At 61.0% G+C, this 19,437-nt stretch carries 15 protein-coding genes and 1 pseudogene; 2 read left to right on the forward strand and 14 right to left on the reverse strand.

Annotated features, from left to right (window positions below; genetic code table 11):
• Positions 1-317: 317 nt before the first annotated feature.
• The 3 genes from E3O65_RS08975 to E3O65_RS08985 form a co-directional block, all read right to left on the reverse strand.
• Positions 318-2,666: a HelD family protein gene (locus E3O65_RS08975; RefSeq protein WP_134363399.1), complete on the reverse strand. Its 2,349-nt coding sequence runs from the start codon at positions 2,664-2,666 to the stop codon at positions 318-320.
• Positions 2,667-2,775: 109 nt separating this feature from the next.
• Complete coding sequence (locus E3O65_RS08980) at positions 2,776-3,822, reverse strand: LCP family protein (RefSeq protein WP_134363400.1); 1,047 nt, start codon at positions 3,820-3,822, stop codon at positions 2,776-2,778.
• A complete protein-coding gene (locus tag E3O65_RS08985; protein WP_134363401.1) occupies positions 3,819-5,132 on the reverse strand; it encodes a UDP-glucose dehydrogenase family protein in 1,314 nt (437 codons plus the stop codon). The genes E3O65_RS08980 and E3O65_RS08985 overlap by 4 nt, the downstream gene beginning before the upstream one ends.
• A gap of 116 nt (positions 5,133-5,248) precedes the next feature.
• Between E3O65_RS08985 and E3O65_RS16695 the strand changes: the two genes are divergently transcribed.
• Positions 5,249-5,395 carry a hypothetical protein gene (locus E3O65_RS16695; RefSeq protein WP_166785706.1) on the forward strand — a complete coding sequence of 49 codons (147 nt, stop codon included), beginning with the start codon at positions 5,249-5,251 and terminating at the stop codon, positions 5,393-5,395.
• A gap of 14 nt (positions 5,396-5,409) precedes the next feature.
• Here the strand turns inward: E3O65_RS16695 and E3O65_RS08990 are convergent, their stop codons facing one another.
• The gene (locus tag E3O65_RS08990; protein ID WP_166785707.1) at positions 5,410-6,867 is read right to left on the reverse strand and encodes a DUF4012 domain-containing protein; all 1,458 of its coding nucleotides are present in this window, start codon (positions 6,865-6,867) and stop codon (positions 5,410-5,412) included.
• A gap of 601 nt (positions 6,868-7,468) precedes the next feature.
• Entirely contained in the window at positions 7,469-8,917 is a 1,449-nt protein-coding gene (locus E3O65_RS08995; RefSeq protein WP_134363403.1) for an acyltransferase family protein, read from the reverse strand.
• On the opposite strand from E3O65_RS08995, the pseudogene E3O65_RS09000 reads away from it, so the two are divergent.
• Positions 8,857-9,078: pseudogene (locus tag E3O65_RS09000) on the forward strand (ATP-binding protein); the annotation flags it as partial. The gene E3O65_RS08995 and the pseudogene E3O65_RS09000 sit on opposite strands and share 61 nt — an antisense overlap.
• 588 nt (positions 9,079-9,666) lie before the next feature.
• On the opposite strand, the gene E3O65_RS09010 reads toward E3O65_RS09000, so the two are convergent.
• The 9 genes from E3O65_RS09010 to E3O65_RS09050 form a co-directional block, all read right to left on the reverse strand.
• Positions 9,667-10,776, reverse strand: coding sequence for a DegT/DnrJ/EryC1/StrS family aminotransferase (locus tag E3O65_RS09010; RefSeq protein ID WP_134363405.1), 1,110 nt, complete (start codon positions 10,774-10,776; stop codon positions 9,667-9,669).
• Positions 10,773-11,180 (reverse strand): sugar 3,4-ketoisomerase, encoded by a 408-nt coding sequence (locus E3O65_RS09015; protein ID WP_134363406.1) that lies wholly within the window; start codon positions 11,178-11,180, stop codon positions 10,773-10,775. Before E3O65_RS09015 ends, E3O65_RS09010 begins: the two co-directional genes overlap by 4 nt.
• Positions 11,181-11,327: 147 nt before the next feature.
• A complete protein-coding gene (locus E3O65_RS17425) occupies positions 11,328-11,825 on the reverse strand; it encodes an acyltransferase (protein ID WP_134363407.1) in 498 nt (165 codons plus the stop codon).
• A 491-nt stretch (positions 11,826-12,316) separates the two neighbouring features.
• A complete protein-coding gene (locus E3O65_RS09025; protein ID WP_134363408.1) occupies positions 12,317-13,066 on the reverse strand; it encodes an ATP-binding protein in 750 nt (249 codons plus the stop codon).
• Entirely contained in the window at positions 13,063-13,359 is a 297-nt protein-coding gene (locus E3O65_RS09030; RefSeq protein WP_198411695.1) for a hypothetical protein, read from the reverse strand. Before E3O65_RS09030 ends, E3O65_RS09025 begins: the two co-directional genes overlap by 4 nt.
• A gap of 594 nt (positions 13,360-13,953) precedes the next feature.
• The gene (locus tag E3O65_RS09035; protein ID WP_338419180.1) at positions 13,954-15,117 is read right to left on the reverse strand and encodes an IS30 family transposase; all 1,164 of its coding nucleotides are present in this window, start codon (positions 15,115-15,117) and stop codon (positions 13,954-13,956) included.
• Between the two features lie 734 nt (positions 15,118-15,851).
• A complete protein-coding gene (locus E3O65_RS09040; RefSeq protein ID WP_134363409.1) occupies positions 15,852-16,790 on the reverse strand; it encodes a glycosyltransferase family 2 protein in 939 nt (312 codons plus the stop codon).
• A complete protein-coding gene (locus tag E3O65_RS09045; RefSeq protein WP_134363410.1) occupies positions 16,772-18,082 on the reverse strand; it encodes an O-antigen translocase in 1,311 nt (436 codons plus the stop codon). The genes E3O65_RS09040 and E3O65_RS09045 overlap by 19 nt, the downstream gene beginning before the upstream one ends.
• The gene (locus tag E3O65_RS09050; RefSeq protein ID WP_134363411.1) at positions 18,079-19,365 is read right to left on the reverse strand and encodes a hypothetical protein; all 1,287 of its coding nucleotides are present in this window, start codon (positions 19,363-19,365) and stop codon (positions 18,079-18,081) included. Before E3O65_RS09050 ends, E3O65_RS09045 begins: the two co-directional genes overlap by 4 nt.
• Positions 19,366-19,437 lie beyond the last annotated feature (72 nt).

The following is a 19,437-nucleotide window of genomic DNA, read 5'->3' on the forward strand; positions in this document are numbered from 1 at the left end:
GGGCGGCCGCGTGCCGGGGGCCTGCCGGGGCGGGCCGGGGGCGGGCGGGGCCGGCGGAGCCAGCGCGGGGCATCCGCGGTGACGTTAACACGGAGATTTTTAGGACACACCGGGTTTGGTGGCGCGATGAACGGCGTGTCGCGAAAAAGTCCTCAGTTAGCGCGATGGCACGGATGCCGCGGCGCGGGTTCAGAGGATAACTCACCCACCACAGGCCCACCCACCGAGCAACTCAACCACCGCAGACCCACCCACCGAGCAACTCACCCACCGCAGACCCACCCACCGAGCAACTCACCCACCGCCGAGAGACGGAGCTACAGCCCCGCGGGCAGCGGAACAGTGGAGACGAGATACAGCCGTTGCGTCGGCCGCGTCATCGCCACGTACAGCGCCCCGGCCCCACGCGAAGACGCCGCCACGATCCCCGCCGGGTCCACCACGATCACGGCGTCGAATTCCAGCCCCTTGGCGTCGTGCGGGGTGAGCACCGCGACGTCCTTGAGCAGCCCAGCAGCCCCCACACCGACACTGATACCAACACCGCCACCAAGACCAAGACCAGCACCGCCGCCGCCACCAACACCAACACCAACACCAACACCGCCACCGCCACCAGCCCCGACTCCGACACCCGAGTCACCGAACGCAGCAGACAGCGCAGCAACAACGCCAGCCAGCGCGGGCTCCAGCACGATCACTGCAACGGTTCCGCCTAACCCCAAAAGCCGTTCCCGACGAACAGCCGAAACGACATCCGGAAGCGTCGAAATCGGCCACTCGCTCGCCCGCACCGACCGGGCCGGGGTGATCGGCAGGTTGTGTGCCAGGGCCATCGACTCGGCAGCCGACGCGATCTGGCTGGGGGTGCGGTAGTTCACGGTGAGCTCCTCCAGCCGCCAGCGCGACTCCTCCTGCGACCCGGAGAGCAGGGGCGCGAGGGCATCGCGCCAGTTAGAGGCGGCGGCGGCCGACGCCGCCTGCGCGATGTCGCCCACGATCGTGAACGACCGCAGGGGGCCGCGCCGCAGCACCAGCCGCCACTGCATCGGCGACAGCTCCTGCGCCTCGTCGACGACAACGTGCCCGTAGGTCCAGCTGCGGTCGAGGGCGGCGCGCTCGGCCGTGGTGGCCCGGTCGCCCAGCTCGGCGAAGTTGTCGGCGAGCGCCTTGGCGTTCACCAAACCCTTCACTTCCATGTTCGAGATGGCCAGCTCCGCGTTCTCCACGTCGCGTTTGCGCTGCTCCTTCTGCTCACGCTTCTGGGCGGCGTCGACCACGTTGTACTCGCCCAGGTGCTCGGCGGCCTCGTCGAGCAGCGGCACATCAGAGATGGTGAACTCGGCGCCCCGCGCCCGGTGCAGCAGCGCGCGCTTCGCGGGTGTCCAGGCGGGGGTGAGCTGCGCCAGCCACTGCGGACGCGCGTAGAGGTCTTGAACGAGCTTCTCGGGGGTGAGCGGCAGCCAGGCGGTGTTCAGGGCCACGCGCACGTCGTCGGCCAGGCGCAGGTCTTCGCGCAGCATGGGCAGGTCGGTGTCGTCCATCGACCGGCCCTGAGCCTTCAACTGTGCGAGCCACTCCCGCGACAAAGCGGCGAGCGCATTCTTCACGAACGTGACCCGGGCCTCGTTGTGCGGCTTGCCGCTGGCCCGCGCCCGGTGAATGGCGGTCTCGATCAGCTGCGGCTTCAAAGTGATCCGGTCACCGTTCACGACCAACACCTGCGAAGACGAAGGCACTCGCTGCCGCGAGCGCACGGCGCGCTCGACGAGCCGGGCCATGGAGGTCTGGCCCTTGATCGCGGCGACGGCCGGGGCATCCTCTCGGGTGGCCTCAATGCCCGGGTAGAGCTGGCCCACGGATGCGAGCACAACCCCGGTCTCCCCCAGCGACGGCAGCACCGCCTCGATGTAGTTCAGGAAGGACTCCGACGGCCCCACGATGAGCACACCCGAGTTCTTCAGCCGATCCCGATGCGTATATAAGAGGTACGCCGCACGGTGCAGGGCCACGGCCGTCTTACCGGTGCCGGGGCCGCCCTGCACGACGAGCACACCCTTCAGGTCTGAACGGATGATGCGGTCCTGCTCCGCCTGGATCGTGGAGACGATATCGCTCATATGCCCGGTGCGCTGGGCGGTGAGGGCGGCCAGTAGTGCGCCCTCACCCTGGTGCACGGTTGCCGAATCGCCCTCGAGCAGCGCGGCGTCGAGGATCTCGTCCTCGATGCGCACGATGTCGCGGCCCTTCGACAGCAGGTGCCGGCGGGCGCGGGCGCCGAGCGGCGTGGCGGCGGTGGCCTGGTAGAACGCACTGGCCTGCGGCACCCGCCAATCCAACAGGATGGGCTGCAGGTCTTCGTCGCGCAACCCCAGCCGGCCGATGTAACGGTAGACGGAGTCAGAGCCAGAATCTGAATCAGAATCAGAGGCGGCCACTTCGAGCCGGCCGAATGCCAGCCGGTCGTCCACCTCGCGCAGCTGCACGATGCGGTCTTCGTAAAGCCGCGCAAACGTGTCGCGCTCCGAGCGGGACTGGTGGTTGCCGCCCACGTCGAGACGCCGCACGGCCACGAGCTGCTGCTCGGCTTCCCGCTGCAATGCGTCGAGGCGCGCGTAGAGGTTCGCCACGTAGTTCTGTTCCCGCTGAAGCTCCTGGTCAACCATTGGCACACCCCTTGAATTCCGAGCCTCAAGTTTACTCGGCTCACGCAGGGCCGCCGGACATGCTCAGCGTCGTTGGCCACGCATACGCGACCCACGCGGCCACAGGCCGTTATTCGATCGTCTGCACCTCGGGCTGGTAGGCGTCGAGGGTGTCCGTCTGGAACCCCTGCTGCACGGCCTTGAGCTTCTCCTGGTCGACCACGACGATCGACTGGCCGTCGGGCGAGGTGCCGGTGCCCGTCGTCGGCAGGGTGAAGAACGTGACGTCGCCCACGCGCACGTCGCGCAGCTGCACGGCCAGCCCGGCCACGTAGGCGGAGTTCAGCCCGTCGTCAACGGCGAGGTAGGGGGCAATCGCCCCGACCAAGCCGCTGATCTTTGCGGGGTTCGTGAGGGTTTCCGCCGTCAGCGACTTGCCCAGCACGGCCTTGATGAAGGCCTGCTGGTTGCGGGCCCGCTGAAAGTCTCCGTCCGCGAAGGCGTACCGTTCCCGCACGAACGCCAGCGCCTCCGTGCCGTTCAGGCGCTGGGGTCCCTCGGCGAAGTAGCGCCCCGGCAGCGCAGACGAGTCGAAGCCGACCGGGTTGTCGATGTCGACGCCGCCCAGGGCATCCGTGATGCCCTTGAACCCGGTGAAGTCGACGATGGCCACATGGTCGATGCGCGCACCCAGCAGACCCTCGATGGTCTGCACGGCCAGGGGAACCCCGCCGTAGCTCATGGCGGCGTTGATCTTGGCCTCGCCCTCACCCGGAATGTCGACCCAGCTGTCACGCATGATCGACATGACGTAGATGTTCTCGCGGTTCTCCGGCACGTGCACCACCATGATGGTGTCCGAGCGCTGGCCGGTGAGGTCGGCGATCGACCCGTCGTTCGCCCCGCGGGTGTCCGAACCGAGCAGAAGGATGTTCTGCCCGGTCGCCGCATCGCCGGTTGCCCCATCACCGGTTGCCGCCGGCGGCCGTGACGCCTCGTCGGGGAACACGTCGGGGATCTTCACGGTCTGACTGTCGAAGGTATTGCTGAGCGTCCAGGCGTAGACGCCCGCGGCCCCGCCGACGAGCAGCACGACGGCGGCGATGGCGACGAGCGCAATCCGCCATCCGCGGCGTTTCCGCCGGGGCGCCGGTGCGCCAGACCACTCGCCGGTCACGGTCGCCCCAGTCCCAGGTAGGTCCAGCCGGCGGCGCGCCAGGCTGCGGCATCGAGGGTGTTGCGGCCGTCGATGATGATCGGCACGCGCACGAGTGCGGCCGCCCAGACCGGGTCGATCTGCTTGAACTCGGCCCATTCGGTGACCAACACCACCGCGTCGGCGGCCCGCAGGGTCTCCTCGATGCTGGTCGAATAGGTGAGCTGCGGATGCCGCAACCGCGAGTTCTCAATCCCCTGCGGGTCGGTGGCCATCACGTCGGCGCCGAGGCCCCGTAGTTGCACGGCCACGTCGAGCGCCGGCGAGTCCCGCACGTCGTCGGAGTGCGGCTTGAAGCTGAGCCCGAGCACCGCCACCTTGGCCGTGTAGACGGGCTTGTCCAGGGCCTGCAGGGTCATGGCGACCACCCGCTGCCGCTGGCGCATGTTGATCGCGTCGACCTCCTTCAGAAAGGAGACCGACTCGCCCCGGCCCAGTTCCTCGGCACGGGCGGTGAACGCACGGATGTCCTTGGGCAGGCAGCCACCACCGAACCCGACACCCGCGTTCAGAAAGCGGCGGCCGATGCGGTTGTCGAAGCCGATGGCGTCGGCCAGTTCGGTGATGTTCGCCCCGGAAACGTCGGCGATCTCGCTCATGGCGTTGATGAAGCTGATCTTGGTGGCCAGGAACGCGTTGGCGGCGACCTTGACGAGCTCCGCTGTCGCGTAGTCGGTCACGATCAGCGGCGTTTCCGCGGCCATCGCTGACGCGTAGACCTCGTTCAACAGTGCGGTGGCGTGCTCGCCGGCCGCGCCGGCCGGCACCCCGTAGACCAGGCGGTCCGGGCTGATGGTGTCTTTCACGGCGAAGCCCTCGCGCAGGAACTCGGGGTTCCAGGCCAGGGTGGCCCCGCTGCCGGATGCCTCGATCACGCTGGCCAGGCGGGCGGCGGTGCCGACCGGCACCGTGCTCTTGCCCACGACCAGGTCACCGGCCGCAAGGTGGGGCAGCAGCGACTGCACGGCCGCGTCGACGTAGCTGAGATCGGCCGCGTGGCTGCCCGCCTTCTGCGGAGTGCCGACCCCGACGAAATGCACCTGCGCGCCGGCGGCATCGGCAATGTCCGTGCTGAAGCGCAACCGACCCGATGCCATGGCCGAGGTGAGAATCTCGGGCAGGCCAGGCTCGTAGAACGGCGGTGTGCCCGCGGCCAGCTGGTCGATCTTTCGAGCATCGATATCGATGCCCACCACGTCGTGGCCCAACTCGGCCATCGCCGACGCGTGCACGGCCCCGAGATAGCCACAGCCGATTACGGATAGTTTCATATCGTCTTCTCCACCCCTGAAGCCTAGCCTCGGGCATCAGAGGAGGCAGCCCAACCCCCTCCTTGGGGGGCGGAAAACCGCGAGTCTGATGTCACCGCAGCACTACAGTGAAAATTGTGACTAAGATCCGGCCCGAGCAGATGGGCCACAAAGCAATCTTGCGACGAGGTCGCAGCACCAAAGGGCTTCAGTACGCCGTTCTGGCCGTAGCTGCGGTCTCCGCCGGCGTCATCGGCTACGCCGCCTTCGCCATCGGCCTATAGCCCTGCCGCCCTGACTACCCCGCCGCGACGGTGGCGCAGTCGAGGGGCAGATCTGAGATCGTCGTGGGGTTCACCATCGGGGTGACCTCGGCCTCAATCGCCTTCGTGCCGGCGGCAGCCGCCACCACGTCGAGTGTGATCTTCGACGTCGCACCGGGCTCCATGCTCACGATCAGTTTCGCCACCGGGTAGTCAGTGTCGTGAAACGACTCAAGTTGCACGGGAGCACCGTCAACCGTCGCTCCCACGATCTGCGAACCGGGCGGGGCGTAGACCATGACGATCATGCGCTGCACACCCGGCTCCAGCTTCTCCCGCACGAACGTGCCCAGAATCGACGGGCTGATGGTCGTCGCCGCATCGGCTGGAATCTCGTTGGTGAGGTCAACTCCGACGCGGTACGACGCCTTCCCATCAGCCCGGCACGCAGCCTGACCGAGGCTCACGGACTGCTTCAGGTAGTAGTTCATCTTCGAACCGACGTTTTCCTGAAAGTAGACTCCGACCCGATCGGTCTTCTCATCGCTCTTCGGCAGGGATCCATCTACCCCGAGAGTCTCGAAGATGGCTTGTTCTTCTACCTTGGGACTCCACATCAGCACCCGGTGCTCGCTCGTGGCCTGGGTGAGGGCTGAGAGCACCACCTGGGGGTCCAGGTCTCCGCCGAGGAGCTGATCGAATGTTCTTGTGACGATCTCCGCATAGACGGCATCCTGAGCCGCATTGTCTGCGCCAATATCATCGGTGTTGTAACGCATATAGACACCGTTCAGGAGCAAGGGTACAAGGGTGTCGCTCGTCAGAACATCGCCTGTCGACAACGGAATCGGAGCGGTCCCGCGCAGAAGATATCCCAGCGCCACAGGGTCAATGGATATCACACCGTCAACTTCTGTTCCGAACTGCCGTTTCCACATCTCCTGCGCCGTCTCGGCCGCGCTCTCGAAACTGGGCCGCACTGTGAGGTTTGACATTGCCCGGCCGTACTCCGATCCATACAGCGTTTCAACACCTTCCGGCAGAGGAACCACGGATTCCTGGTAATAAGCGAAGTTCCCGAATCCCGCCGGCACGGCGTCACCCAGCGTGACGCGCGCCTTGTCTATCGTCAACAGGGCGAACGAGAGCGAGGTGCCTCCAAGCGCGCGTGCTTCAGCGTTGTTCTGGAACACGATGACGTAGTTGCGTGAGGCACTCCCCCCGAGTGCATCCGGAACAGCGTCTACTGCCTGACTAGCTGACACCAGCGTCGGCGTGATGCTTCCCAGGAAGCCCTGGAATTCGGCCACGGCTGCGGTAACTTGGCTGACGGTCCTGCTGGTGTCGAGATCGCTGACCCGCTTGTCCGCTGCCGCAAACACAGTACTGGCTTGTTTGAGCGACTCCCCCGCTGCAACAATCGGCGCCAGGTCGATGGCGCCGTCAGCAGGCTTCAAAGCCGCCGGATTCAACGTCGCCGCGGCCGCGGCCAAGGGGACGGCCGCGCCGCTGACCACGTCATCGGCGACATCGGCGAGGTTTCGCACAGCCGCAAGATTGGCCCCCGCCAACGGAAGGGACTCCGCTGCACGCCACACCGGATCGCCGGTCAGATCTCGGGCACGGGCGGTGTGCTTTGCCATTCTCTTCACCGATGTGGAGACCGCGGCCGAGTCTCCTGCAAGCACCTGCGCTTTGATCGTAGAGGCCAGCGGTATTGCTGCTTCCAGTTCGGCCTTCGCCTTGAACCCCCGGACGCCCAACCAAGCACCAGCGACGATGACTACGACTACGACTACGACTACGACAATCGCCGCCCAGAACCACCACCGACGATGAACCCTGGGCTTGCGGCGCTTCGCGGCCCTCCGGGCACCCGAGCGGTTTCTTATTTCAGTCACTGTGTCATTGAATCAGGTCGACACGTTCCCGGAGAACCACTGGCCTTGACCCCGGTTGGTGGACACCTCCCAAGAGAGAGTGTTCATCATGGGAAAACACGCCGAGAATTCGCTCCTGAATCCAAAGACGAGGCCGCGAAGCTAGTGATCAACACCGGTCGGCCCGTGTCGACCGTGACAGGCGGGCTTGGCGTCAAGGAAGCCACTCTGGGCTGGTGAGTGAACCTGTTCCAAGCCAGCCACGACACCGGCGAGGCCGGGGTCGCGGAGACGGAGTAGGCCAACCTGCTGCGGCTGCGCGAAGAAAACGCGGACCTGGCACTGGACCGGGCGTTTCTATGGAAGCTTCCCCCTCCTTCGCCCAGGAGGCCTCCGTTACGAACGCCAAGCGTTCGCTCTGATGCTGGTCGAGAAGAACAAAAACGCGGACTTCGCTAGAGCCGCATAACCCCGCGTCCACTAACCGGGGGCAAAGCCAGTCGTGCACGGTAAGGCGTTGATATCTGAGATTGATTGGCGTGACACTCGATCGGGCGGTTATCAATTCTGAGCGGCGAGCTCCGGTCCTTCTTGCGTCCGTTCGTTTCTTGAGCTCCGCAAACGGGTATTCGACGTATCGGTATGTGGTCCACGACAAGACCCCAGTCACCGACATAACCAGCACCACGTTGGCCAGCCACCCGAAGACCGTAGACGGGAAAACGAGGCCAAAGCGGAACAGCATGAGCGTGACCGGGATGTGCCACAAGTACACACTGTAGGAAATGTCGCCAGCGAACCTGAACGGCCTACGTTCGAGAAGGGTAGCCAGACTTCCCTTGCCGTTTGTCGTCACGAACAGAATTACTGCGCCGGAGAGAATAGAAAAGCCCAGGTTCAGAAACCCGAAATACCACGCAACCGGGATGCTCAGCAGGCCTAAAATCAAAGCGCCCCATCGCCACGGCAGGACCTTACGAATTGAACCGTTGCTGATGAGGCAGAAAATCACCGCGGCGATCATGCCCGAAGCGAAAAGATCCACGCTCACGACGAAACTGCGCGCGAGGACAGCTACCCAGTTGCCACCCCATTCGAGCCACCGCAACTCAGCCAGTCCGTTCGGATTCGAGACCAGCGCCAGCCATACTTTCCCGAGCACGCCCGTAATCAGTAGCGCAACTATTGGCATCACCGCGGCTGCTAGTCGCCCCGCGCGGAACCGCTTATGGGCCGCATACGCCAAAAGCGCGAGCATCGGCATGACGATATAGAAGATCATCTCAACGGATAGCGACCACGCCACCGAGATCCCCGTCGTCATGCCTGTTGGGAAGAACGTTTGCAGCATGAGGGCGTTTGGGAGTAACAGCAAGGGGTCAATGAGATACCCGACCGGCTGCTCGCTGGCCAATAGGCCATCCCCTAGCTCTGGCGGTTTTAGATACGCGACGCCTGCTACAAGTGAGACGAACAACAGGATCGCAATGTACGCGGGGAAGATGCGTAGGCAGCGGTTGAACAAGTACCGTCCTAGGCGCGGAGTCGGGGTGCTATTGAGCACAGCACTAACGAACGGGCGGAATAGGAGGAACGGGACTGCCACCGGAATCGATGCGAGGCATGCTGCTGGAGCTGATGGAGCGCCGATACCGCGAGACATCCACAGTGTTCTGTACCCAGTATCAGCAGAAGGACTGGCACCAACGCCTCGGCTCCGGCGTTCACGCCGACGCCATCATGGACCGCATCATCCACAACACCACCTGGGTTGAGACAGGCACCTACAACATGAGGGAACAGACCGCCCAGGCGACCGCGTAAAACATGACGGGACGCCAGTGGTGCTGAGCCACACCACCACTGGTGCTCTTCCGCACGATTGGCGGGGCTCAACCGCACGATCGGGTGGGGCTCAGAGGCTCGAATACTCAGGCCTTACTCCGACGCTTTCAGAGGAGTTCGACCTGGACATTCACGAGCTCAAACGGCGAGAGATGACGATCAATGAGATCGCCCGCCGCACCGATCCGTCGTCGTCACCCTCGCCGGCGATTCCTACCAGCTCCGCAACCACGCCGCCGCATCCAACGGGCATCGTCGCGTGAGAACCGGCACAAACTACCGCTAACCTGACCCGCGACCTGGGGCCTGGATGAGCAGGAATGGGCAATTTCGCTGAGCGCCGCGACTGGAATTGCAGTACTTTCCCAAGTACATCGAACTCGTCATCCACAGCGCAGGCGACCACGCTGCCGGCGCTGCCAAGACCAACAACGGGCCCCAGAAACGACTCGGTTGGACAACACGAGCCCAGCCTCTCGCCGATATACTACCGATCCAGTTAACCGAACAGTGTTGCGACGATCGCTGGAATTCGCCTTGCACTATTGGCCATGTTTTGGGTCGGCTTTAGCATGCCTCGTGCATCAGCTTGTTCACCTTGGACACGACCTCGGCGGCCTGGCTGCGGTTCATCGTTGAAGACATAGGGAGACTCAAAACCTCATCATGGATCTTCTCCGATATGGGGAAGGCTCCTCTCGTAAAACCCATCCCCTCATACGCGCCTTGCAGGTGCGGCGGAATCGGATAATGGATGAGTGTCTCGATTCCAACCGAGCTGAGGCCCTTTTGCAGTGCAACACGGTCTACACACCGAACGACGAACAAATGCCATACGGGTTCAGCCCAATTGGGGACGACCGGCAGCACTAAACCGCTACCGACGAGCCCCTCGAGGTAGAGCCGTGCCGTCAACCTACGCACGTCGTTGAACTGGTCCAAATGCTGGAGCTTGACTCGCAGTACAGCTGCTTGCAGTTCGTCAAGGCGGCTATTGAAGCCTGCGACCTCGTTGACGTACTTTTCTCGAGAGCCGTAATTTCCAAGTACTCTAATTTTTGACGCGAGCTCAGGGTCATTCGTGGTAACGGCACCTCCATCGCCAAAGGCACCTAAGTTCTTGCCTGGATAGAAACTCCAGGCGACAACGTCACCGTGCCCACCAAGCCTCTTACCTTTGTAGCGGGCGCCGTGAGCCTGAGCGCCATCCTCTAGAACCTTCAGGTCATGGCTCCGCGCCAGTGCGATTATAGGATCCAGATCAGCAGGTTGCCCATAGAGATGAACCGCAATGATCACTTTGGTTCTAGAGGAAATGGCGGCCGCTATGCGTTCGGGCCCAATGTTGTAGGTTCCCAAATCCGGCTCGACGGCAACGGGAATCGCACCGCACTGGCTCACCGCGAGCCACGTCGCAATGTAAGTGTTGGCCGGGACGATAACCTCATCCCCGGGCCCGACGCCGAGCGCGATTAGAGCAAGATGAAGTGCATCCAAACCAGATGCAACGCCGACGCAATACCTTGCTTCGCAATACGCAGCGAACTCCCTCTCGAAAGCGGCTACTTCCTCCCCCAGCAGATACCGACCGGAGTTGAGCGTCCGTCCGACAGCCACATCGATCTCCGTGCGCAATTGATCGTAGATAGCTTTCAAATCTACGAAAGGAACGCTCATTCGGACCTCGCTGCGATGTAACTGCTGTAGTCGCGGAAGTAATCCGATTCCTCGTAGACATTCGACGCGAGGACCATACACACGGAACCAGAAGAGAAATTGTCCAGTTCACGCCAAATCATCGGACAGACGTACAGCCCCTGATATGAGCGGTTGAGATGGATCCGGCGCTTTTCTGTTCCGTCATCGAGAACCACATCGAAACTCCCGGACATAGCAACAATCAATTGACTGAGGCCTTTATGAGCGTGCCCACCGCGCTCCGCACCTCCGGGCACGTCATAGAGGTAGTAAACACGCCGAATATCAAAGGGGACGTGAGCATTGCCTTCAATAAACGTCAAGTTCCCCCGGGGATCCTGAATTTTCGGAAGATCAATGACTTTGCAGTTTGATACGTTCACTGAATTCTTTCTATCGCTTTACGAGACCTGCCGACGACTACTGAAAGACGACGGTCGTGCTTGAAATCGAATTTTTCTAGCGAAACTGCTAAATGCCTGCAGACGGCAGGAGTAAATGGCCATCCAGGCTACGAGGCAGCATCCAAATCAACCCTGATCGCGCGTGTTGCCGACGACTCGCGCTGGATTTCCCACAACGATTGTGTGAGGCGGTACAGATTTGCTAACAACCGCTCCAGCACCGACCATCGAGCCGGCCCCAATGGTCACACCAGGCAGGATGACGGCACCGCCCCCAATAGACGCTCCCTTTGCGATCATTGTGGGCAGGAACGCCGAAGAATACACTTTCGACCGGGGGTATGGATCGTTGGTGAATGTCACATTAGGCCCGATGAATACGTCGTCTTCGACTCGCAACCCGTCCCACAACTGAACACCACTCTTGACCGTGACGTTGTTGCCCAGAACCACATCCGATTCGATGAGAACGTGCGCACAGATATTGCAATTTTGCCCAATTATTGCACCCTCAAACACGACACAAAACTGCCAGATTCTAGTGCCCTGCCCGATGTTTACCGTCTGAACGTCGGCTAGAGGGTGAACTTGAACTGCGGAAAGAATGCCACCTCGATTGTCCATCTTGTCTAAATTCCCCCTTAGTTCTCCGAGGCTACCACGCCAGTCAGCCCGGAAACGCCCGAGAAAGGCCGATCACTTTTCGTCCCCTATCAAAGGCGAAAGGAATTCTAAGCGCCCGCATCGGGCTGCCCCTTTGGCCCAACGTTTTGCACCTGGGGCCGCACTCGGGCGGGCACGTTACTTGGCACGCCCCCGCCAACTTCGAGACCGTCAAGTTGCAGCGATCGGACAGCTCCTCGACCCGCTATCAGACGTCTGGTCTTCTGTAGAGGCTGCAGCCGAAGATCTAGTCCTGTCCACGCCCCGAACTCCCCCGAAGCGCCGCCTTGATGCAACTCCCTGAGTATTGCGCTTCTGGTGGCCATCAAATATTGCCTTTTTGGGCCAGCGGTGAGTATTTGACCCCTTGAGCGCCACCAGTTATTGCGGTTGGGCGCCACTGGGTACTGCCGGTGAGCGCCAGCGGTTCAGCTCGCGCTCACCGGCGTGGGTCACGCCGCGTTGTCCGCGGTGTGTTCGCGCATGTTGGTGCCGCCGGTCTCGATCCAGATCGTGCGGTGCACGATTCGGTCCATGATCGCGTCGGCGTGAACGCCGGAGCCCAGTCGCTGAGGCCAGTCCTTCTTGGCGTACTGGGTGCAGAACACGGTCGAGGTGATGTCGTAGCGGCGCTCCAGGAGTTCGAGGAGCATGCTGCGGGTGTTGTCGTCCGGCTGATCGAGCAGCCATTCATCGATCACGAGGAGGGTGAACGCCGCATATTTCCGGAGGAACTTCTCCTTGCCTCCGGGCTTATCGCGGCCTGCAGCCCAGGCCTCTTCGAGGTCGGGCATGCGGATGTAGTACGCTCGATCTCGGTGTTGGCAGGCTTGCTTCGCCAGCGCCGATCCGAGGTAGGACTTTCCGGAGCCGGTGAATCCTTGGAACGCGACGTTCTGCCGCCTCTCGATGAAGGTACAGGTGCCCAGCTGGGCGATGATCCCGCGGTCGAGCCCGCGCTGCTCGATGAGGTCGAGCTTGCGGAGATCGGCGTTGGGATAGCGCAGCCCGGCCCGGCGGATCAAGCCTTCGACTTTCGCGTGGGTGAAAGTCGCATGCGCGTCATCGACGAGGAGCTTGATCCGTTCCTCGAAAGGCATCCCGAGGGTGAGGGTGTCGTCTTGCGTCTCGAGGGCGTCGACCAGCGAGGTCACTCCCATCTCTCGGAGCTTGCGTTTGCTCTCGCCATCGATGCGCGTCATCGTGTCTCTCCTGCGTAGTAGTCGGCGCCTCGCACGTATCCGGCCGGCTCGGCAGGCGTCTCGGTGACGGGCTCGAACCTCGGCCATCTTCTGCCGGGTTGGTCTTGTCCGGTCTCAAGGATCGGGCGCAGATGCGCATACCGGGGCGACCGGACCCGGGAAGCCAGTGCGATCTGGCAGGCCGCCTCGACCCTCGCCGCCGAGTAGCGGCGGGTCAGTCGCAGTACCGCCAGAGCCGCGTCCAGGCCCTGCTCGTCAACGGGAACGGGAACGGACTCGAAGATGCGGTTCACGACAGTCACCGTGTTCTCGCCGATGCGACCGGCCCATTCTCGGACCCGGGCCGAGTCCCATTGCCGGTATCGGGGCCCGTTGGGCAGACACCGCGGCGTCGTCCAGGCCGGCGACGTCGTCCCAGATCACCCTTTCCCGATCCGCGGCCTCGCTATGCCGGGTCAATCCCTGCGCGGCGATCTGCCGCCCCCAAAGCCCTTCGCTGCGCAGCCTGAGCACCAGCTTCGCTTTGATCTTCCGTACCATCTGTAATTACTCCTTCTGCCGCGTGATAGAGCACACGGCAGAAGGAGCCTACGAACAGTGGCGCTCAACCCGAATATTCAGTGGCGCTGAAAGACGCGACCCCGAGAACGAGCAAGTGGCGCTCAACCGCGATACTGGTGGCGCTCAAGAACGCAAATACTCACAACACCTGAACGTCGGTATCGGTCATCGACTTGAGCGTCCCAGCCGTGATGCCTCTGGCCGTGATAGTCTTCTTCACCGTCGATACGTCGCGCCGGGAACACCCCACAGCCTGAACGATCTCGTTGTAGCTGCAGCCATCGTGTCGACGCTCGTTGAAAAGTAGTCCGTTGGCGCTGACAGTTTCAAGCGGTCAATGCAACGCATGCGGCGCTGAAGACCTCATGAGGAGTCTGCCATCCCAATGTTCTCCGTGGGCGATTGTTGAGTTCGGCCACGATCTCCTCGAGTCTCGCGGTGTCGGTGAGGTTGAGGTCAGTGCTCTTGGGGAGGTACTTTCGAAGCAGGCCATTGGTGTTTTCGTTCGTGCCGCGTTGCCAAGGTGAGTACGCGTCGCAGAAGAACACTGGAATCCCTGTCGCTGTTGTGAAATCGGCGTGACGGGCCATTTCGTTGCCGCGATCCCACGTCAGCGTTCGGCGCATGGGAGCGGGCAGCTTGTTGAAGGTATCGATGAGAGCCGCGATTACGATTTCGCTCTTGGCGCCGTGTGGGAGCGGGACGGCGATCAGGGCGCGACTGTGGCGTTCAACTAGAGCCACGATGTGGGACGTGCTGTAGCGCCCGACGATCATGTCGCCCTCCCAATGGCCGGGTGTCTTGCGGTCGTTCGCTTCGGCGGGGCGATCCTTCAGGGGCACGAGGCCCGGTATGCGTGACCTCTTCCCGCCGGAGGCAACGTGCCGTTGCGGATGGCGGCGCAAGCGCCGGGTCCGGAGCTTGGCTGTCAATTCAGCTCGGAGACCAAGTTGAGCCTGCACGAAGAGGGAGGTGTAGATGGTCTCGTGAGACACCCGCATGCCCAAATCATCCGGGAACTCCGTGATCAGGCGCTTGGAGATCTGTTGCGGAGACCAGCAGACCCTGAGTTTGGATTCCACGTGCTCGCGCAAACGATCGTCCGAGGCAAGCTTCCCGAGTCGTGGCCGCCGGCTGCGGGCCTCTGCGAGACGTTCCGCATGAGCCGCACGGTATCCGTTTCTCCCACTGTTGCGGAGCACCTCCCGCGACACAGTGGAAACCGGCCGTCCTAACTCGGCGGCGATCGCCGTCAGTGACCGACGAGCAGCGAGGCCGCGGGAGATGGTCTCACGCTCGTCGAGCGACAACCGCAGTGCCGGCCGAGGCTTCGTCGCCCGCGGTCGGACACCACCAGACTGTTTGAGCCACAGACAGGCCGTCGATCTCGATATCCCCGCCAGTGCTGCGGACTTTCGAAGCGACGCGCCCGACGCACGCGCCGTAAAAAACGCCATCCGTTGTTCCGGTGGCTTCGGTTTCCGTCCCATTTCACTCCTCCTAAGAAGCAGATTAGGAGGTCACCGGAACCACACCGTTGCATTGACCGCTTGAAACTGTCAGCGTTACTGGTCTACTTTTCGAGGAGCGCTGACAGCCATCGAGCACCAGCCCCATGATCTTCCGGTAGTTGGCCATACTGACTCCTTCTAGTTCGAAGCAGCGACACCAACGTGCCACCACTGCGACTAGAAAATCGGAGACTTCACGGCAGTACCAACTACCCAGAACGAGGGGTACCACCTACGTGGACTGGAGGTACCAACTCGGGCTACTCGCCAGTCAATCTTGAACCGAAGCGCCACGACCCGCCGTTCCATGCGCCAGTTCGTGTGGTCCAGCGGCGCGGACGGGCGTGACGACAGATCGCGCATCTCTCCCTCACCAGCGGCCCGATAACGGTCAGCCCACTTCATCGCTTACGCCGGGGCAGCAGACGACCACTTCGGCACAACGAAGAGCTAGCGTGGGACACGAGGGCCTCTTGGAGATCGAGTGAGTGTGGTTACCCACTTCGATACCGGGGGCCCTCCTCCTTCAACTCAGGCCACGTCCATCACAACGTCCTTAGGTGTAACGCCCAGGTACCTGAGTGAGTATCTGGTCGCTCTACGTCTCAAATCTCGGCAAAATGCCGCTGCGGCTCCCCCCTTGGTTTGTTCTCCCGCAGGTAACTATGACCCAGGCGCATTCCTCAGGGTCAGCATCCTTGAACCGCCGGAACCTAAACGTAGCGCTTGAGGAAGGATTTCGCCGCTCGTAGCGCTGAGCCCGTCCCCGGCACACGAGCTAAGGCAACAACGGCACCCGAAACGAATTTCGGGGAATAGTTAGTGAGCTCCCGACCGTAATTCACTGCCAGGTCCGGGCGATCTTGCTCTAACGCCCGATACGTTATGCCCAGAAGGAACCGTCTGGCACCGCGCCGTACTGCAGAATGAATGCCCGGGCGAGAACCGTACCTCTCTTCAACGATGGTTAGCGTCTTCAGGAAATCGTCGCTGTAGCTGAAGTATCGCTGCCCGACGTTGGTCAGGTCCTGGCGGTATATTGCTAGCGGCGTATCGATGCGCGCGACATGCCCCTGCGAACTCACGTCAATCTGGAATAGCCAGTCACTGGCAGTGCATATTTCGTCGTTAAAGCCTCCCGCGGGGATGGCAGACGACCGCACCATCGTTGCAGGCCCAGGCATTTGCGCTCCAAACTTTCCCACGACGTCCAGAAAACCCGTGACCACGTCCTTGCGCCTGCCTCCTACCACCTCGCTCATGACTCCATTGCGAAGAACATGACACGGGTGGTAGCTCAGAACGAGTTCAGGATCGTTCTGAAATGCTGTCACCTGTTCACTGAGCTTGCTTGGTAGAAGCAGATCATCTCCGCCCATAAGTGCGATGAATTCGCCAGAGCATGCAGATAACCCCGCGTTGCAATTGGCAGTAATACCGCTGTTTTCCGGATTCAACACGAGCTTAATCGCATTCGGATGAAGCGTCTTCAGCTCACGCAATATTGTGGGGGTGGCATCGGTCGAGCCGTCGTCAGAAACTACAATTTCGTAGTTTCCGTAAGTCTGATTCAGACACGATTCGATAGTGTCCAGGACAATGTCCTGCTGGTTGTAGGTGATGACAAGAATACTTACGAGTGGATTGGAGATGTGCTGGCCCCATTGTCTTTTAGTGTTTGATTTTCCCGAATCTGCATTCGCTTCAGTTCACCTCGAATTAGAACTGCTATCACGCCTACGTACAGCAATGAGTTGACCAGAAATGCCATAGCGACACCTTGCAGCCCGAACGAGTTCACGAAAACGTGCGACAAGCCAAAGAAGAGTGCGCTGAAAAGCACCTCCGTGATGACATAAGACCGTACCATCGCCCGACCGAGCATCACGTAGCCCAGAATCCAACCCGATATCTTGATGGAGTCACCCAAGAGCTGCCATCCGAAAAGGTCTCTCATTGGCGAAAATGCGGCCGTGAATAGGACCTCGATAATAAGGTCCCTCGCCAAGAAAATAAGAATCGAGCTGACGATTACAACGGGTATGGCAAGGCGAAAGACCTTCAAAATCTCGGATTTTAGTGCTCTGGCTTGGCGAATTTCCGCAATGCGGGGAAGGAAATAGACCGCCAAGGTAGTTGTTATAAGCATCAGGTAGACCTCGCTGAGTCGCCACGACGCTTGCCAGTACCCCGCTTGGGACAACCCCAGCGTGGTTGAGAGCATTTCACGGATGAGTATCAAGGCAGTCGGCATTGACAGGGCGCTGGTGAGTCCCATGAGCGCAAAGCCAGACAGTTCTCTGAGCGCACCTCTATCCAGCGCCCCCCAGAGGTCGCGAAATCTCAGCCACTTGCGTCGACGTAACAGGAAGGCCGTTGCGAGCAGGGTCACTGCTGGGCTAACTGCAAAGGCCACAAGAGCACCGAAAAGATTGAAGTAATACGTTAGAGCCCCTGCAAGGACGAGTATGAGCAGGCTACCCACGACGTTGGCTATGACAAAGACTGCGACGTCTTTCTTGCCGTTGGTCATGGCCAGCAAGAGATTGTTTGCTGCAATTGCAGGCAAACCCATTGCAAGCCACACGAAAACGCCGGCCATGTCCCCATCGTGAAGGAGGGCGTCTGCCAGGAGACCCCGAAACATGACTAAAGCCACGCCCACGCAAATTGAAGAGGCCAGGGCGAGGATCATGGCCGTCCTCCAAATGGCCTTCTGCCGGACCTCATCGTCAAAATGCGCAGCAGTCGATTTCGTAACCCCAGTACCCAAACCGACTCCGGCGAGACTCACGATGACTGAGATCGCATTCTGAAACTGGCCGATGATCGCATAGCCGGACGGCCCGACGAAAACGGCGAGTACTTTGTTGATGACTAACGCTGTCAGCACACGCGTAGCAACGACGATCCCGTTGAGCAAACTTGTGCGCACGAGACTCATGGAGCGCTGCTTCCTGTAAGGGGCCTCATCCCAGTGATACCGGGAGGTTGATCGAGAGTCTTGGGAGAAAAGGCAACGAACATCGCCAAATAGAAGATTGAAGCAGAGGCCGGTTGGTATAGCGTTCCGTTGGCAAAAATGGAATTAACCATGAGTACGAGGTACGCCAGGAGAACGATGAGGTATACGTCCTGCCTAGCTCTGGAGTGCCTCCTTTTAAGAGCCACCCCGATCGCGATGAGGACCCCTATCTGGACTCCTCCCGCTATCGGGCCGAACGCAGTGAGTAGCTCCGCGAACTGATTGTGAGCCATGGGAGCAAGTGCATCTGATTCTGGGACAAGAGCGGTATTCCCCATCCCATACCCCCCTCCGGTCAGATACACGAGAGGGCTTCCTAATTCGCTGAGAGAGTCAAAGTTCGCTTTTGGCAAAGCAATAATTCTGTCCACTGCGCTGCCGCTAAAGCTCATGTCGTAATTTGTAGGTGCAGAGCCAGCCGCCTGGATTCCGAAGCTCTGGAGTGATGCTGAAATTCGCTCCTGCACCCCCGGTATGACGGAGTAGGCAGCGCCCAGCAGGCAACCGACAGCGATACCGGCAAGGGCGAGCTTCGAGAGTGAGCGTCGATTGAGGAAAGCAAGCACGAGTAGGGCGATTGCAACGTTCGCAATTGCGGACTTATTCAGGGATACAAGTGCCGGCAATAAAATCAGTGGCAGGAACACCAGACGGCGGATCTTGGGCAGCCCCTGAGCCAAAACGATGTATGAACCTACGACAATTCCGATCGAAGTCAGGCTGCCAACAAGCGACGCATAGCGCTCAAACCCTCCTCGTTCAGACGCTGAGGCGAACCACGATATGGGTCCGACCAGGAACTGCAGTGGCAGAGAAAGGCTTGCGATTGCGAAGAATCCTGCAAATGTTATTAGGTGGCCCCGGAGATCTTCGAACGTGTCGGTGTACAACACGAAAGCCATATAGATCGGCGCTGCAAATAGAAATCGACTGAGACCTTCAACCGCACCGATCGGAGAGATAAGGACAAGTGAAGTTGCGAAGGCAAACAGTGCGGCCATCACCCACAAATGAAAAGCCAGGCCTTCCGCCACGACGAAGCGACTTTTCCGTTTTGACAGGTACTGGATCGTGACATACGCAGTTACCAGTAGATAGAGCGCGAGATAGAGGGAAACGGATACATTTCGCAAGAGATGCAGATTGACGACAAGAAACACCATCGCAAATTTGACCGGATTGCTTAGTGCGCTTGTCCGCATGGGTGGAATCGTGATCGACGTACCAGATCGGCTATTCGAGTTCATTACCGCTGAACCGGTGCGCTGACTTCG

Origin of the sequence: Cryobacterium breve (assembly GCF_004402375.1) — a bacterium.
Classification (GTDB): Bacteria; Actinomycetota; Actinomycetes; order Actinomycetales; family Microbacteriaceae; genus Cryobacterium; species Cryobacterium breve.